Genomic DNA, 16845 nt, shown 5'->3' on the forward strand with positions numbered 1-16845 from the left:
TGTTGGCGCTTCTCGATCATGAGACGGTCCAAAGTCTGTCCGGACAGAGAGCGCTGAAGCGTCGCGCCCCAACGATTGAATTGCGGCACCTGGGTCGGCGCGCGTCAACGACGGCGGACTTGTCCTCGCGCGCATGGAAGTAGCCGCGCCGGAGTAGATTCGGCGAATTTGTATTTACCGAATTTGCTCTAATGTGGTCTCCACCAATCGAACCATTTTGGCTCCCTGAGAGTGCCGATAGTCGCCAGATAGGCGGCGATATTGGCGGCCACTGTGGAGTTCGCCAGGGTGGAGAACGACCGCATCCCGCTGCTTACACTGCTCCCGTTTATTCCCGCCAATACGCTGTAGTAATCTGCGCGCTGGACATTTGGCCCCATTCCTCCGCGCGCGTTATTGCCGTGGCAACCATAGCAGTTGAGTTTCAGCCAGGCTCTGCGGCCCTCGGTAATCTGATCGGCGTCGGCGACCGTCATCAGGCAGATGGAAGCGACGGAAAATGCCATGACATGTCTCCATAGGCGCATCTTTTGGCTCCCTTTTTTCGTCATTGAAGAGATGGTTTGATCTCTGGGCCGGAACTCCCCGGAACGGAACTCTGATCAATCGTCGGGATTCCGGCGTCGTTCAGTATGACGGCTATCTTTTCCTGATTTCGGTCGAGCGCGCTTTGTAATTTGTCACGAAGAACTGCATCATCCTTGCGCACGCCGATCGCCATCGGATACGCGAACATCAGGTCCGGCGACTGCGAATCCTGCAAGATTGGTTTGATCGCGAGACGATCTCCGAATTTTTTCCCGAAATAGCCCGCAAATGGCCCCCATACAAAGGCGATATCGATGCGACTATCGGCGACCGCTTCTATTATTTGCCCCTGAGGATTCGCGCTGTTGTCCTCGGCCCACATCGGAAACGGCGTGATATGCTCATTGAATCCCCTTCGCGAGATTGCTACCGCCGGGGGCGTCGTCACGCCCTCGTTGCCAACCAATTGCAGACCAATCCGCGCGTCCTTGAGCCATGCGTCGTCAAATGACGAGAAGCCTCGACTGTCATCGGCGCGCATGACTGCAACATAAGTCGAGGTGAAATAGGGTCGCGTTGTGGCGACCATCGTCAGCGCGGAGGGCACGCTGATCACGACGTCGCACAGGCCGGCCGAAAGGGTGCGGCGTAAAAAATTCTTGTGTTCCGCAAACCAGAAATACTGCAAATTCTTGCCGAGATCGGCAGCCAGCAGCTGGGCTATTTTGTTTTCAAAACCCTCGCCTGCCTGATTTGAATAAGGGAGATTCCCCGGGTCCGCGCAAACAACGAAATTCGGCGCTTCGCCATCCTGCGCCGACGCCTTCTCCATCGACCCGACCGTCAGGGCGAGGATTGCGAAGACCAACCAGCGTCGCACATGGATTTTCTCACGCATCCTCGCCCCCGTCCTGACCAAACCTCATTGGATCGAGTAATCCGCTCGCCTCAAGGCAGTTTGAAAACGTGCACATAACCGCTCGTGGCGGCGACGCGCTCGGATTGCGGTTCATTTGCTCCAAGATCAACGGAAGCGCCCGCCAATGCCGGACCTGCGGTCGAGAATGTGGTTCCTGCAGGGCATGGTCCGCCGACAAATCCGCCATTGAGGAAGCCTATTCCCGTCGTTATGGCCACGCGCTGTTTCCCGTCCGGGCCCTTGAAAGTGATGGGTGCGGAGGCGATCCCGCATTCGAGCTGCTTTGAAAGCAGAAGCCTTCCGGTTCTGGCGTCTATGGCCTTGAATTTTTTGTCGAGGGTTCCGTAGAAGACAACGCCGCCAGCGGTGGCAAGCGCGCCCCCGAAGACGGCGTAAGGCTCCCGGATCGCCCAGGCTCGAACGCCTCTGACGGGATCGAAGGCGACGAATTCGCCCATGTTTCCGCCGGGCCCCGGCGAAATAGCCAGATTTGCTCCAATCATCGGTGTGCCGGCAATATAGGTAACCTTGAAAGCCTCGTAACTCATGCACATGTTGTGCGCGCCAAAATAGAACAGTTTGGTGAGAGGAGAAAAAGCGGAATATTCCCAGTCTTTGGCGCCGATCGCGGACGGGCAAATGTTGTTGGTGACGACGCCTTCATGGGTAAGTTTGTTCGCAGCCACCCTTGGGAGGCCGGTGGTCAGATCAATACCGCTCGCCCAATTGACGAAGCTGAATGATTTGGCGCTGATCAGCGCGCCAGTGGCGCGATCGAGCGTGTAAGCAAAACCATTCTTGTCGAAATGAACGATGACTTTGCGAACGACGCCGTTGACGGTCAGGTCGACCACTGTATTTTCGTTGACGGCGTCATAGTCCCAGCTGTCGTGCGGCACCAACTGATACGCCCAGGCTGCTTTGCCCGTATCGGGATTACGCGCAAATATGGTTGCGCCCCACTTGTTGTCTCCCGGCCGCATGTCCGGATTGAATGTGCCGGGCTGCGAGGTTCCGTAGAAAATAAGATTCAACGCCGGATCGTATGTGATCCACGCCCAGGAGGTCGCTCCGCCGTGACGCCACATATTCGTGGGCCATGTCGAGACGCCCAGGTTTGCGCCCCGATCCTTTGCGAAATACGGGCGGAATGTCGAGTCGATCAAAACGTCGGTGTCCGGCCCCGTCGCGTACGCCCGCCAAACCAGTCGTCCCGTATTTATATTGAGCGCACGCACGGACCCCCGGACCCCCATCTCCGATCCGGAGCTACCAAAGATTACCTTGTCCCGGACAACGATCGGAGCGGTGTTGAGGGTCTCGCCAAGCCATGGATCGGCTACCTTGGTGCGCCAGACTTGTGCTCCGGTTCTTGCATTGACAGCAACGACATTGCCGTCGAGAAGCGTATAGATAACGAGCCCGTTGGCATAAACCGGCCCGCGATTGACGATATCGCAGCAGGTGAGTCCCTGGGAGAACCCTGCCGGGTTCGGATTGAAAGTCCACAACGCCGTTCCTGGCCTCGACAGGCTCACAGCGATGAGCTTGTTGGGGAAGGGCGTCACTATATACATCTTATTGCCGACCACGAGCGGACTGCCCTGGTGACTGCCCTTGGTTCCGGTCGGGTATGAAAATTCTTCGACGAGCTTTCCGGCGTTGAGCGGCGTAATATCGGTCAAGCCGCTGAATCTGGTGCCCTGCGGTGTGCCGCCCGCCGTCGTCCACCCCGCGCCCGTTTGAGGGAACGCCCGTTCGGCAGAGGCGCTCTCGACAGCCATGGTCTCGTCGCCGAGCTCGATCACATCCATGTCTTCGGCGCGGACCGGCGCTGCGAGAAGCGCCATGGCGATTGGAGCGAACAGGAACGATCGCAGGAAGCGAGCCTCGTTCAATGGCTTCGGAGCGCTTGAAAGTCCGATCTTTCTGGCAGCTTTGTTATTCATCGAATCAGCCTCCAAATTCACGAAATTTGCCTGGCGGCTCGACGGCGCGTCCGAAGGCGTCGGCGTCGGATGGCGCATTCAGGAGCGCGAAGTCTTTCGGCGATGAAATGCGCCCGGGCTGCATCCCGGTTTATTTCGACAAGGCGGAAGCGGCGCCGCGCACGCTACAGCCTATATGATCGAGGTCGCAGGCGATCTTCCGCAGGACCGATGTCTGTACGCCGGCCTCTTCCCGGGCTCGCGCCGGGAAGAGGCCGGCTCAGTTACATTTGCCGGTTCAGAGCACGGCTGACCGCCGTGTCCGAACTTCAGGCCGCCGCGTGACGCCGGAGATCATTCTCCCATTGCGCGCTCGACGACCACCTTTCCTCCGGAAACGACGAGTCGCGGAAACTCGAGGTCCTTGAAGTTCTGTCGCGGGTCGCTGCCAATCACGACGATGTCGGCGGGAGCTCCAACGACCAGCTGACCGAGCTTCGGTTCAGTGGTTTCCTTGCCGAGATACAAATATTTTCCCGGCTCACTGGTGGCCGAGGCCAGCGCAAGAGTCATCGCCTGATCCCAAGTCCTGCCGGCGTGCGTCCATGCATGGACGATGTGGTGAATTTCTTGTGCGTCGATGCCGTGTGGGATATCGGGGTGCCCAAGATCCGTGCCGTAGAAGAGCCTGGCTCCCATTTCGACGGCGTGTCCCGCGTTATGGGCTGACCCGTTGCAGGACACCAGCGTGTCCAGCGTGCCGTCGATTGGCAGACGCCGATCGGCAGCGCGGTGCCATTGACCGTGGTCGAGAAAGTCGCACGGCATATGCGCCCATTCGTCCACACCGGCGTCGAGCGCTCGTCTCGCGCCCTCGGTCGTGCCGAGATAGGCCACGACGCGCTTCTTGAGTCTGTGCGCTTCCGTAACGACGGCTCTGAGTTCGGCGTCGCTCAACGTCGGCCACGGGGGCGGCGTGGTCGCGTTGTGCGACGTCCATGGCGCCCCGATTTCACCTCCCGGCTCGAGTGAAACCGCGATGACGCTCGCGCCCCTGCCGACAAGCTCGCGCACCTTGTTCACGGCCGCGGCGGCGCCGCTCACTTGTACGCCGGAACCGGGGAACACCGGCATCGGATAGCCGCCCCTCGCGGTAATGATCGGCCCCGAGAGAATTTGGCGGAGCTGGTAAGGCTTGTCGAGCATGACCGGCGTCACCGGGCCGCCAAGGTCTCGCGCCGTTGTCACGCCATGTTCCAGCAGCCGCAGCGCAGGCGCCTTGTTCACGAGGTGATGGGTGTGCATGTCGATGAAGCCGGGCAGAATTGTTCCGCCGGGAACATTCACGACGCGGGTTCCGAAAGGCACGGCCATGCCGGCGGAGCCGATCGCAGCAATTCTGCCATTCTCGACGAGAACAGCCTTTCCTGTTCCGGGCGCGAAATTCGCGCCGTCGAACAGTTTGTCTGCGGTAATAAGCAAGGATTGCTTGTGTTGGGCTGCGGCCGGCTGAGCCGCGAGACCAATTGCGAAGCCGACCATCATCGTCGTGGTCGAAATTACTGTCTTAATGTCGAATTTTTTGGGCATGAGTCTCCCCTCTAGACAAGCCGCTCCAGCCGCCGGCGCCGACTGGGACTGGCGTTGCGCGAATTTCAAGTCGTTCGTTTTCTTGAGATTTATGTTTGCGTGTCGCCAGGAGGCTCATCCCGAGGACGACCGCGATGCTCCTGGCTCGTTCTTACGCAAATGGAGGGGATTGCGCTGACCAGCTACTCCCCCATCCCGCATGGCGAGAGGGGAATGGCCCGGCTCTCACATCGTCAAGGAATGTGGAGCTGGCTTCTGGAAAATGAAAATCAATAACGACCGCGAGGAAGATGGCCGTCAGAAAGCTATCGTCCGAGGCGGCGCCTGAACATAAAGCGCAGCACTCCGAGGGATCATGATCCGCGGGTAAAGGCGCGTTTTCGCCGGCGTCTCCGGCGCATTTCATGAAAGAGCCGTGAACGAGCGCAGGACGTTGCGACGCGTCGCCATAGGCGCCAAGCGCCATTGGGACTTTCAGAAGCCCCAGGCTGTGAATGACGAAGAGACAGGCAAGAATCGCCCGCGTAGCCCTCGTCAAAGACCTCACGTCCATTGCGCCGATATTCCCGATGATTACCGCGTAACAATCCAGTCTGGCAGGCTTCGTTGTCACTAAGGTGGAGAGCATCTCTCCACATTTTTGTCGAAATAACATACAAAGAAAAAAGCCTCCACGCAATAAAGATGGGCTGCTTCAGGCTCGAACGCGCGACGCAAATTGGTCCGTAAAATTCGCCGCCGACTGGCGGGCGCGGCCCATCATCCTGATATCGCGCATGATTTTTCCACCTCAATAAAACCGTGACCCATCAGCGCGTCCGCACCCTCGGTCGCCTAGCCTGCGGGTCCGCCCGGATCGTCACGGCCGAGTGGAAACAAGACGTCGCCTGTTTCGATCGCGGTCGTCAATCTTCTGACAGCGTTTCATTGTTGCGCAAGACTGGACGACGCCCTCGACGCGTCGGATGGCTTGCCGCCTGAATCCGGGGTCATTCTCCGCGATCAGATCTCCCGCATGCTCGTCGAGCCCAGTCTTTCCAATTGGGACCGCATGCGCGCCGGGGCTGGCCTTTGTTGGAAATGAGCGCATGAGGCCGAAAAATAATCGCGCCGGACATTGATGACGGCTCCGAGGTGATAGACTTTATACTTGTGGGTTCGCTAAAATACATGAGCCGTCACGACTTTCGCGGGGTTCTGGCCCATTCCGATCGTGGCGGCGGCGTGCGCTGGCTTGACCACTTTTTCAAGAGCCCCTAGCGTTCGGTAGTTTCGAGGGAAGGTAGCCGTGACTCTAAACGGGCGAGGGGCGGGGCCTTTGGCGAGCAGCGTGCGAGCGCTCGTAGCGTATCTCGTTATCTTGCAAATTGTCCTCGCGCCTTTTGCGGTCGCCTCGGCCTATGAGCAATTGTCAGATTCAGCCAGCGTGATCTGTGCTGGACAGACCAAGTCGGGCAAACACGGTCAGTCGCCGCCCGCGCCGGTGAACGGATCGCATCGCGATCGATGTTGCGTCTCTCTTTGCAACGCTTTTTTCGGGCTGGAGGCTCAAGGCGCGTTGCTCGTCCGATTGAGTTTACGGGCTGACGACGACAATCTTCAGACAATCTCCTTTTCTTCTGATCGGCGCAGGAATCCAGCAAGCGTGCCCCAGGCCCCAAGAGCGCCCCCGGCTTTCACGGCTTGATTCACGCCCGTTAACGCTGATGGTCCCGCGCGGACCTCGGTAACGGCTGAACGCGCAAAATACCCATGATCATTTATCAATGTAGCCTTTGCAGCAAAGGCGCACGACGACCAAAGAGTGGTTCGATGACCGTTTCTGCAATCGACACCGAGATGAGACATCGACAAAACGAACTGGCGGGAAATCCAGTTCTCAGACCGAACTGGCTTCACCCGCTCTCCGCGACTGCGGTCATCGCGGCACATATCGCCTTCTTTGTTTCATTCATGTTTTGGGCGAGGCCGCAGGTCGCAGCGATTGGCCCGATCGACGCGCAGCTTGTGCGCGAAGGCGATTTCTTCGACGCGCAGGCGGTATCGGAAGCCGACGTCCATGCCGATGACCCGTCGTTATCGGAAATTGTAGAGGAACCGGAACTTGCCTTGCCGCCGCCTTTGATCATGACGCCGGACGCCGAGTCGTTGCCCGCCAGGACAGAGTCATCCGAGCAAGCCAGGAAAAATGAAAAGGATGAAAAGAAGCGCGCGGAGCGGCGTGACGTCGAGTCCGCCAACGAACGTCGGGAGGCTCAGGCTCGCCGACGCGCGGGGGCGCCCGGGGGACGCGGGCAGGGTTCCGGGGGGGCAGCTGCGACATGCCTTGCCCATGTCGCCGCCTCGCTTCGTCGAAATATGCCCGCTTCGACGAGCCTGGGCCCGGGAACCGCCTATGTGACGTTTCACGTCAATGCTGGAGGCGGCATATCCGGCGTTTCAGTTTCGGCGTCGACGCCTGCTCACGCAGCTCTCGCGCGCCGCATTGTGGCCGCCTCGCGTGGGCCAACCAGTTGCGGCGCCACCTTTGTGAGCCAGCATATTACATTCCAGTAATCCCGATTTCTGTTACTGCAACCATCGGGAAGGAGAGCAATCGATGGACATTTCCTCAATGTCGCCAGTCGGCATGTTCATGAATGCAGGAGTCGTGAGTAAGGTTGTCATGGCTCTTCTGCTTGTTGCGTCCGTATGGACATGGGTTCTTATTATCGACGGCGTATTTGTCGTATTTCGCATTTCTAGGGCGATTGACTCGGCTCGCAGCGGCGGTCCGGAGGGCGTGCTTTGGCCTATAACCAGCGCCGGAATGAAAGCCCTGGATGTCAGGGTTCCGGACGAAACTGCGTTGGAAAAACGAGAGCGGGTTTTTCAACATATGAATCGCGCGGCGCGCGAGTTCATGACGATAGCGAAGGGAGGGCTTCCGAATTTGGCTATCGTTTCGTCGGTGGGACCTTTCGTTGGCCTGTTTGGCACTGTCTGGGGTATTATTTCGAGTTTCTCCGGAATAGCCCAAACGCAGGATACGAGTCTCGCTGTCGTCGCTCCGGGAATCGCGGAGGCGCTTGCCGCCACCGCCTATGGACTCGCCGCGGCAATTCCTGCCGCAATTGGCTATAATCGCATCGGAGCGGCTTTCTCCCGGCTTAATGAGGAAATCGGGCAATATATAAAAGCCGAGGCGAACATTTTAGGCTCGGGATCCAACAATTTTGATGGAGGCGCGATTCAAACTCCCGAGCGAGGGACGCTCTGATTTGTGATCCTTTCTCGCGGAGCAATAGTCGGATGTCCCGGATTGCGGGGTGCTTCCCACTGCACAGGTCGTCTGGCGCATCGACGATCGTTGTGGCGTTCGCGGGAACCAGCCGGATGTCTTCAAAGGTCGAGCGCACGATGGTCGTCAGCCGCCATGCCTCGGCCGCGCTGCGCCGCCAGGGCCTTCAGCAACGGATGTATCCCGGCGCGCTTTTCAACACTCCTTCAGGAACGCCAATTCCAGCGTCTGCTGGTCCACGAGACGCTCGAACGCTTCGATCCGCGACCCGTGTGTGTTCGGATCGCCTGTGGCTGACGCCGTGGGGCTTCGTCAGACCATGAGGTCTCTCGCCGGCCAGATATTCCGGGGGTGGCCTCGCGCTTGAATTCGACGCTGTGGGCGCGGCGCCTCGTCATGGAGGATCTTCCCTCGAAGACCTGGTTTGTTAAAAAAATGGCGAGCTCGCCTCTGCATGGCGTCAGTTGCATAGTTCAAAAATGCACTCTGTAGTGTTTTTACGGCCCGCCACATGGGATCCTCGTGCAGGGTCGATGTCTGACCCGCAAAAGCAGGAACGTCGAACGCTCATCCCAAAGTGGTTCTTTTGGCGGATTTGAGGAACTTAATCAGCCAGGCGTGACCCATAGATGCACTCGATGTGTTGCGTTTACACGGAAAATGGTGTATAAATCACTGCGTGGCAGTCGCCGGGCTGGCGGCCGTTAGCTGAAATGTCTGCTTCGTTAGACTGGGCGAGGAAATCACGAACCCATCAGGGGAATGTGTCACGCGCGTCTGGAATGATTAGAGCAAATGAACTCCGGAAGTCGGCATATCGACATGGAAACGATGGACAGCAGGCATATAAGCGCGTTGATGGCTGGCAATACAGCCTTGTTGTCGCAGCTTTGCGAATTTCTGATCGAAAAAGGAATAATTGACAGAACCGAGCTTCGGGACAGATTATATAATTTGCTTACCGAAGCAAATATGCATGGCGCGGCGGCCGGCGCGGCGACGAAACATTTGATTGCAATTATAGAATCCGGGGACGAGAACGTCCGATTGGAACAGTGAAGGCCCTGATCGGAGACCGCGTCCATTTTCTGATCGCGCAGGCATATTTGCTCGCTATGTCCCATGACTGATCGATGACGCGACCTCGGAAACCGCGTTTCCTCCACACAGCTTCGGGCGGTCGCCTATCGCGGGCGGAAACTCTCTCTGGTGATGCGAGAACAAACTGTCCGGTGCGCGCGTCATTCGCGCGGGGCGGACGCATCCGAACGGACGCTCCAGCTGCCGCGGTATACCGCGCCGCCATAGACCGGGCAGAATGGGTGGGGATGGGCGAGACAATTCGAAGGCGTCATGTCCGTCCAGTAGAATTCCACGCTCTGCCCAGCGTTCGGGGCGTCCAGATTCCCCCATCGATCGGTTAACCAATAAGGCTGCGCATAGGACCTCGCTGATCCATTGTCGCTCAGGCCAAGCGCGAATTCGGACGTCAGGCGGAGGTCGCTGACGCCGCCAGGACCCATGACATTCAGATTTTGGGTGTATTGAGCGCAGATGTCCTGACGTTTTCTTACGTAACAGCCATACATTGCCACCCATCTGTCAAGGTTCTTCGCCTTCGCCAGCCGAACCATCCGCAAGCCGATTGCCGGAATGACGATCTTTTGTGGCGACCAACCGTCCTTGCTCACGTCCACGCTGGTGCGAAGATAGAGATTGACGCTTTCTCCTTCCGGTCCGTAATCGAAATAGAAGAAATGATAGAGGCCGTTCACGAAGGAGATCGAGCCTATCAGGCCCTGAGTGTGACCGAGGCGACGCGCCGAATTGCTGCGAATGACGGCGCCGGACGAGTCCCGCAGCGGCGCGGGGCGCACATCGGTGGAAAAGGGCGTCCATCCGCTATCTGTCTTGAGATCGAAGGAAACGAAATCCGTTGTCCGCGCCTCGAGTAGATAGTGCCGCCAGTGTCCGCTCGCGTGATCCCGAAGCTGTTCGTCATCGTTGACGCCCAAAAAGAATACATAGAAATAAGGGTCATTGCGCAGGCCTGAAATCGCGATCGGATTCGCTGCGCCGCCCACGCCGTTCGACGCTATCAGCGATCCCGGATCCTTGTCGGTTCCCCATAGGCGGAACTCGTGCGGCGGCATTATCAAAGCATATTTCCCCCGGTGAACGCCCGCCTTTACGGCGTCGCCCGTCCTGTATTTCGTCATGGGCTCGGAGTGATAGATCGTATAGTAATTATCTTCGTCGCGAATCGTTTGAACGCTGTAGGCGACTTCGTTTTCGGGCGTGTCATAGAAAACGGATTCATCATTATTATAACAGACATGGACTCCGTTGCTCTCGAAGCAGCGGGCCGCCGCTGATGCCGCGGGGTTTACCAGGAGCATTATGACAAGGATCCACAGATCTTGGGGATTGCGTCTGCGAGACATGTTCAAGCGCGTCCGAACGAGGCTGGCCGTCAAAGTAAAATGCGTAACGCAATTCAATGGGCAATAAAACCTATATGGGTGGCGGAAGTTTGAGCGTTCGCTTTTATGTCGAAGGCTTTGCTGTCCGGCGGCATGAGGCGGCTTACATCGGTATATGGTCGCCGCACTGTGCGTTCTTCCCGCAAGGCGCATCATGATAATTTTAGCGGGCCTCGACCATAAAGTATCGTCAGAAACATGTCGCGACTGCGTAGGTGCCGGAGCTTTGCAATTGTCCGCATGAGGATCATATGCCTGTAGCATATTATATTACATCCTGAATATCATATTTCGATTGCGCGACGAAGTCGCTCCTGACCTTGCAGTGATTGCCAAGGTTGACTTGCATAGAGATGTACACAAGAAAGTAAGCGCCAGTGAACGGAAGGGGTAATTCGCCACGAACTCCCAATATGGCTGTTTTGAACCACAAGCCTGGCGGCCGAACGCGCGAGCGTCGCACAGATAAACAAGGAGCCGGTAGCTTTGAAGCAAGGCGGTTTCCGGATAATGGAGAACTGCGATTTGCGGCGCCATCCCGCGACCCGACGGCGCGCCCGCTGCACGCGGAGGTCACATGCCGCGCTTCGACGCGGATGATTATCTTGAGAAATGCCCATACGCCCGGGACAAGCGTGTCGATCCTTATGCACAGTATCTTCGCTTTGGCTTGGGCGAAGGGCGGGATCCTCATCCGCTGTCTTTATCAAGTTGACACGAGGGGTGACGATCAAAATTGGAACTGCAAGTCCTCGGCTTTCTCCAACATTATCTGGAGTCGGCGAAACGCGAAAAAATAGGCTTAGTGATCTTTATCGAATTCTTTAATGCATTCGACGGCCTACGGCTGTGCTTGCCGGATTTCGTTGACGCATGATGCGAGGAGAATTGATGTCGAGTGTCAATCAAACGGAAGGGGCCGTGGATTATGTCTCGGCGAAAGAGATTGTCGGCTGGATTATAAGTCCCGACCGGGACGACGCCCTTGAAACGGTCTTCGTCGAAACTGACCGGATGCAGAGACTCGAGTTCAAGGCGATCATCTTTCGGCGCGATATTGCAGATTTGTTCGGAAGAACAGGAAAATTCGGCTTTGCCATCCCTTTAGCTACGCTGAGCTATGACGCCGAGATTCGCGTTGCCGATCGCAGCGGCAAGACGCTGCAAGACGGCGTAATACGAATGGCCGCGCCGTCAGGACCGCAACCCCGGCGCGGGGGCGGTTGCCGGGTCTTTCTCCACATACAGAAGACGGCGGGAACCGCGCTCTCCGTCGCGATCCAGAAGCAACTGTCCCTGAGTGAGACTTGTCTTTTCTATCAAGGCCATTTCGCAGGTCTCAACTGGGAGCAAGCGAATTCCCTCCCTGAATATCAATGTCTCGCGTTCAGACAACTCATTGGGCACAGCTTTTTTGGGCTCGACGGATTTCTCAGACAGCCGACGCGATACTTCACCTTCGTTCGGGAGCCCATCGCACGGGTAAGATCACATTACTGGCATTATCGAACCAACGGAGTCCATGCGCTCACAATCGACGGCAGGTCCGTTCCCCTGCATGAAATCGTCAATGAAGGCCTTTGCGACGAGTTTGAAAATTTGCAGACACGGATGATCGCGGGCGTGGGAACAAATATGGTCCCGCTCGGGTCCATGTCAGATTATGTGCTCGAGCTTGCCTTGAGCAATATCGACCGCTCCTTCGACTTTGTCGGCATGACCGAAAATATTGATGTGCATGCCAGGATCATGTTCGAGAAGATGGGGCTCGAGCCGGTTGCGATCGGACGCGAAAATGTAACCGACGGTCGACGTGTCGATTTGAGCGACCAGGACTATCGCCGCATCGACTGGGAGAAGGTGCGCGAGGTCAACAGATATGATCTTGAACTCTATCGTCGCGTCGCCGCACGTTATCAGGATACCGAAAGTGGCGCGCGTTCGGCCCCGGGACACACTGGTTTCGAAAAGGGGGAATAGATGCATCAGCATGGTTTCCTGGACGTCTGCCTGCAGTCTCACGTCGCAGGGTGGGCGACGGAAAACGGCGGGCCGGCCACGCTGGAAATCTTCGTCAACGACGAGATGATCGCCACGATCAAATGCGCATTGCGACGCCCTGAGCTGGTGCAATTCAACATTCCAGCAGATGCTGGATTCATTTTCCACTTTCCATCGCCGCTCCACTCGAACGATGAGGTTTCAGTTCGGTTCGGCAATGGAAAGCATCTCGAAAACTCTCCGACGCGTCAGCATCGGCGACATCTCGAGCAAATGTTATACGGTATCGCCGGCAGGGCCGGACTCGAGTTCGGCGCGCTCGATCGCCCCACCGTCTCGCGCGACCACCATGACGTCTCATTTGTCGATCATGCGGATCACGACCAACTCGTCGCGAAATATAGCCATGCGAATGATCCTGGTCTCGTTGACCCCTCGCATATCGTTCATGTCGATTATGTCTGGGCGTCCGGGGCTTTGGACAAGGTTGTCGGGGGGAGACGTTTCGCTTGGGCGCTCGCTTCGGGAGTGATCGAACATGTGGCTGACCCGATTGGCTGGCTGGCGGAGATCGCGAGCGTCATCGAGCCCGGCGGCCGCATAAATCTCGCGATTCCGGAACAATCCCTTACGTTCGATCATGGACGCCGTGCGACGACGCTCGCGGAACTGCTCGAGGATCATCGCCGGCGTTTGCAGAAGCCCAGCTTCCGACAGATCTTCGATCATATTGTCGGCGTATCCCCCGTCGGCGCGCCGATCGAAAGTCTGTCCTCGCGACCTGATGGGATAAAGCAAGCCTATGCGGTGGCGGAAGCCGCCGAACGTGACGGGCTTTATGTCGATGTCCACGCTCATGTGTGGACCCATGATTCTTGGCGGGAGACATGGGGCGCAATTGAATCGCTTGAACTCGCTCCGCTGCGGCTGGATCGCATGTTTGAGCCGCTTCCCGAAACCGCGATGTTTGTCGTTTCGCTGGTTCGGCGGTGAGGACAGCTTCATCTTCAACCGCGTCACGATCAGTCTTCGCGTATTTTCCCGCAAATCAGTTTGACAGTTTCGGTGGTCATAGGCTTCGCCGCTTCACAATGATCCCTGTCAGCCCTTGTCGGTTTCAACTTCCTCGCAGCGGAAGGGTCCGCGCCAGTGGGCATAGCGCCAGGGCGTGAGCGCGCTCGCGTCCGCGCGCAACTCCTCCGGCACCGGATCGAAACCCTCGCCCGCGCCCGGCCTGCAACGGCAGATGCGGGCGAAGCCCATCCAGCCGCCCGCCCACAAGCCATGTCTTGCGATGGCTTCATCCGTGTATTCCGAGCAGGTCGGCGCATAGCGGCAGGTTCGCCCCGCGAAGGCCGAGAAGGTGACGCGGTAGACGAGGATCAGCGCGCGCGCGGCGCGAGCGGGGAGGTCTTTCATCTCAGGCTTCATACCGTGAAAAAAGGCCGCCCCGATAAGGGCGGCCCTTTCGATTCTCGCGATGCGCGGCGGATTATTCCGCCGGGGGCAGGGCAGGAGCCGGCTCGGCGGCCTCGGCGCGCTGCTCGATGATGAGATCGTCGCGACCCGTGGCGATGCCGCGAAACTTGGCCATCGCCGCGCCCGTGCCAGCCGGGATGAGGCGGCCGACGATGACGTTCTCCTTGAGGCCGACCAGCGGATCGATCTTGCCGTTGACCGCAGCCTCGGTGAGGACGCGGGTGGTCTCCTGGAAGGAGGCGGCGGAGAAGAACGAACGCGTCTGCAGCGACGCCTTGGTGATGCCGAGCAGCACCGGCGTGCCGGAGGCGGGCTTGCCGCCGTTCTCGATCGCCTTGGCGTTCGCTTCGTCGAGTTCGACGTGATCCACCTGCTCGCCCTCGAGGAAGCCGGTGTCGCCCGGATCGACGATATCGACCTTCTGCAACATCTGACGCACGATCACTTCGATGTGCTTGTCGTTGATGTTGACGCCCTGCAGTCGGTAGACCTCCTGGATCTCGTTGACGAGGTAGGCCGCAAGCTCCTCCACGCCCTTGATCGCCAGAATGTCGTGCGGCGCCGGGTTGCCGTCGACGATATAGTCGCCCTTTTCGACGACGTCGCCGTCCTGAAGGTGAATGTGCTTGCCCTTCGGGATCAGATATTCGACGGGCTCGGCGCCTTCCTCGGCAGGAACGATGGTGATGCGCTGCTTGTTCTTGTAGTCGCGCCCGAACTGCACCGTGCCGGAGATCTCCGCGATGATCGCGTGATCCTTCGGACGGCGCGCCTCGAACAGTTCCGCGACGCGCGGCAGACCGCCGGTGATGTCGCGGGTCTTGGCGCTCTCCACCGAAATACGCGCGACGATGTCGCCCGCCTTCACGGTTCCGCCGGGCTCGACCGCGATGATCGAGTCGACGGGCAGCAGGTAACGCGCGTCGCCGCCGCGGGCGAGTTTCCCGACCTTGCCGTCCGGCCCCTTGATGACGATCGAGGGCTTTAGGCTCGCCGAGCGCAGGTTGAGGCGGTAGTCCATGACCATGCGCTTGGCGATGCCGGTCGACTCGTCAACCGTCTCCGACATCGACTGGCCCTCGACCAGATCCTCGAAGCCGATGACGCCGTCGATCTCGCTGATGATGGGACGCGTATAGGGGTCCCACTCGGCGATGCGCTGGCCGCGCTTGACCTTGTCGCCTTCATCGACCTTCAGGCGGGCGCCGTACTGGATACGGTTGACCGCGCGCTCGGCTCCGTCAGGGCCGAGGATCACGATGGCGACGTTGCGCGCCATGACGATCAGGTCGCCATCCGAGTTGCGGGCGACATGGCGGTTGCGCACATGCACCGTGCCCTCGAAGTTGGACTCGATGAACGACTGGTCCGCAAGCTGCGCGGCGGCGCCGAAAAACGGCGGTAAATTCCCGCTGCTTCAAACTCGCAAATTCATCCCGTTCGACCCCGCGACCAAGGTCGCCGAAGCCACCGTCACAGACGCAGCAGGAATAGAACGGCGGATCGTCAAAGGCGCGCCCCTCGCAGTCGCCCGGCTTTCATCGTTCGACGGCCGCGCGGAGCGCCAAATCGAGGCCTCGGCCCGTTCCGCCGGCCGCGTCATCGCCGTGGCCTTCGGTCCTTTAGGGGCCGAGAAACTCGTCGGGCTGATCGCGTTGAGCGACCCGCCGCGTCCCGAATCGAAGCCGCTGATCGCCGAGCTATGGGCGGAGGGGGTAAAAACCGTGATGGTTACCGGCGACGCAGTGGCGACCGCTGCGTCGGTTGGCCGGGCCGTTGGCCTCGTGGGGCCCGTCTGTCCTGCCGCGAATTTTTCTCAAGAATTGAATCCCGAGGATTACGCCATTTACGCGGGCGTCTTCCCGGAAGACAAATTCAAGCTGGTGCAGGCGTTCCAGCGTCGGGGACGCATCGTCGGCATGTGCGGCGACGGGGTCAACGACGCGCCGGCCCTCCGCCAGGCGCAAATGGGCGTGGCTGTCTCCACCGCCACAGATGTGGCAAAATCGGCCGCAAGCGTCGTCCTCACCGAGCCAGGCATCAAGGGAGTGGTCGACGCGATTGAAGAAGGACGCGCCGCCTTCCAGCGCATTTTGACCTACATTCTCAATGCGCTCGTCAAAAAGTTCCAGCTCGTCCCCTTTCTTGGCGTCGGCCTGCTGGCGACAGGCCACGCGATTGTGACGCCGATGCAAATGGCGTTGCTGCTGATCACCGGGGACTTTTTGACGATGGCGATCGCCACGGACAGGGCGACGCCTTCCTCGCAACCAGACGCCTGGCGCCTTGGCGCCATCACCGGCGCCGCAGCCTCGCTTGGCGTTGCGGGATTACTGTTTGTTTCGACGATTGTTCTCGTAGGCGAACGATGGCTGAGCTTGAACATCGGCCAACTGCGGACCGTCGCCTTTGTCTCGCTCGTGTTTCTCGGTCAGGCGACGGTCTATGTTCTGCGTGATCGGCGACGCCTGTGGAGCTCGCCTCCCTCCGCATGGCTAGTGCTTTCCTCGCTATTAAACCTCGCGATAGCGGTCTTTTTCGCGCTCGGGGGATACCTGATGGATCCGCTGCCAGCTTGGGTCATCTTGGAACTGTTTCTCGCGACCCTAGAGGGTGTTATGTACTTTGGTGATTGAT

At 58.7% G+C, this 16845-nt stretch carries 13 protein-coding genes and 1 pseudogene; 7 read left to right on the forward strand and 7 right to left on the reverse strand.

Translation table 11 applies throughout. The features are described from left to right. Positions 1 to 188: 188 nt before the first annotated feature. The 4 genes from MET49242_RS22065 to MET49242_RS22085 all read right to left on the reverse strand — a co-directional run bounded on the left by MET49242_RS22065 (position 189) and on the right by MET49242_RS22085 (position 4965). Positions 189 to 506 (reverse strand): hypothetical protein, encoded by a 318-nt coding sequence (locus tag MET49242_RS22065; RefSeq protein WP_144259757.1) that lies wholly within the window; start codon positions 504 to 506, stop codon positions 189 to 191. A 41-nt stretch (positions 507 to 547) separates the two neighbouring features. Next, the gene (locus tag MET49242_RS22070; RefSeq protein ID WP_051134408.1) at positions 548 to 1426 is read right to left on the reverse strand and encodes a quinoprotein dehydrogenase-associated putative ABC transporter substrate-binding protein; all 879 of its coding nucleotides are present in this window, start codon (positions 1424 to 1426) and stop codon (positions 548 to 550) included. Positions 1427 to 1476: 50 nt separating this feature from the next. Further along, positions 1477 to 3474, reverse strand: coding sequence for a PQQ-dependent dehydrogenase, methanol/ethanol family (locus MET49242_RS22075; RefSeq protein ID WP_084679272.1), 1998 nt, complete (start codon positions 3472 to 3474; stop codon positions 1477 to 1479). A 255-nt stretch (positions 3475 to 3729) separates the two neighbouring features. Next, on the reverse strand, positions 3730 to 4965 hold the full coding sequence (locus tag MET49242_RS22085; protein ID WP_051134410.1) for an amidohydrolase family protein: 1236 nt from the start codon (positions 4963 to 4965) through the stop codon (positions 3730 to 3732). A 1330-nt stretch (positions 4966 to 6295) separates the two neighbouring features. Here MET49242_RS22085 and MET49242_RS26715 point away from each other — a divergent pair. The 4 genes from MET49242_RS26715 (at position 6296) to MET49242_RS22105 (ending at position 9304) form a co-directional block, all read left to right on the forward strand. Beyond that, on the forward strand, positions 6296 to 6652 hold the full coding sequence (locus MET49242_RS26715) for a DUF2946 family protein (RefSeq protein WP_371212561.1): 357 nt from the start codon (positions 6296 to 6298) through the stop codon (positions 6650 to 6652). Between the two features lie 65 nt (positions 6653 to 6717). Further along, positions 6718 to 7521, forward strand: coding sequence for an energy transducer TonB (locus MET49242_RS22095; RefSeq protein WP_244430875.1), 804 nt, complete (start codon positions 6718 to 6720; stop codon positions 7519 to 7521). A 43-nt stretch (positions 7522 to 7564) separates the two neighbouring features. Continuing rightward, on the forward strand, positions 7565 to 8224 hold the full coding sequence (locus MET49242_RS22100) for a MotA/TolQ/ExbB proton channel family protein (RefSeq protein ID WP_051134411.1): 660 nt from the start codon (positions 7565 to 7567) through the stop codon (positions 8222 to 8224). Positions 8225 to 9067: 843 nt separating this feature from the next. Beyond that, a complete protein-coding gene (locus MET49242_RS22105) occupies positions 9068 to 9304 on the forward strand; it encodes a hypothetical protein (RefSeq protein WP_144259759.1) in 237 nt (78 codons plus the stop codon). 182 nt (positions 9305 to 9486) lie between these two features. Here the strand turns inward: MET49242_RS22105 and MET49242_RS22110 are convergent, their stop codons facing one another. After that, complete coding sequence (locus tag MET49242_RS22110; RefSeq protein WP_144259760.1) at positions 9487 to 10884, reverse strand: hypothetical protein; 1398 nt, start codon at positions 10882 to 10884, stop codon at positions 9487 to 9489. Positions 10885 to 11619: 735 nt separating this feature from the next. Here MET49242_RS22110 and MET49242_RS22115 point away from each other — a divergent pair. Together MET49242_RS22115 and MET49242_RS22120 are read left to right on the forward strand one after the other, a co-directional pair. Further along, positions 11620 to 12708 carry a sulfotransferase family 2 domain-containing protein gene (locus MET49242_RS22115; protein ID WP_036286133.1) on the forward strand — a complete coding sequence of 363 codons (1089 nt, stop codon included), beginning with the start codon at positions 11620 to 11622 and terminating at the stop codon, positions 12706 to 12708. Further along, a complete protein-coding gene (locus MET49242_RS22120; RefSeq protein WP_036286135.1) occupies positions 12709 to 13722 on the forward strand; it encodes a methyltransferase domain-containing protein in 1014 nt (337 codons plus the stop codon). A gap of 108 nt (positions 13723 to 13830) precedes the next feature. On the opposite strand, the gene yidD is transcribed toward MET49242_RS22120, so the two are convergent. Beyond that, entirely contained in the window at positions 13831 to 14148 is a 318-nt protein-coding gene (yidD, locus tag MET49242_RS22125; RefSeq protein ID WP_144259761.1) for a membrane protein insertion efficiency factor YidD, read from the reverse strand. A gap of 73 nt (positions 14149 to 14221) precedes the next feature. Further along, positions 14222 to 15598: pseudogene (locus tag MET49242_RS22130) on the reverse strand (DNA-directed RNA polymerase subunit beta'); the annotation flags it as partial. Here MET49242_RS22130 and MET49242_RS22135 point away from each other — a divergent pair. Next, positions 15564 to 16844, forward strand: a complete 1281-nt coding sequence (locus MET49242_RS22135) for an HAD-IC family P-type ATPase (RefSeq protein WP_051134412.1) — start codon at positions 15564 to 15566, stop codon at positions 16842 to 16844. The pseudogene MET49242_RS22130 and the gene MET49242_RS22135 overlap by 35 nt on opposite strands. Position 16845: the final 1 nt, after the last annotated feature.

This window comes from Methylocystis sp. ATCC 49242 (assembly GCF_000188155.2).
In the GTDB taxonomy this organism is placed as follows: Bacteria; Pseudomonadota; Alphaproteobacteria; order Rhizobiales; family Beijerinckiaceae; genus Methylocystis.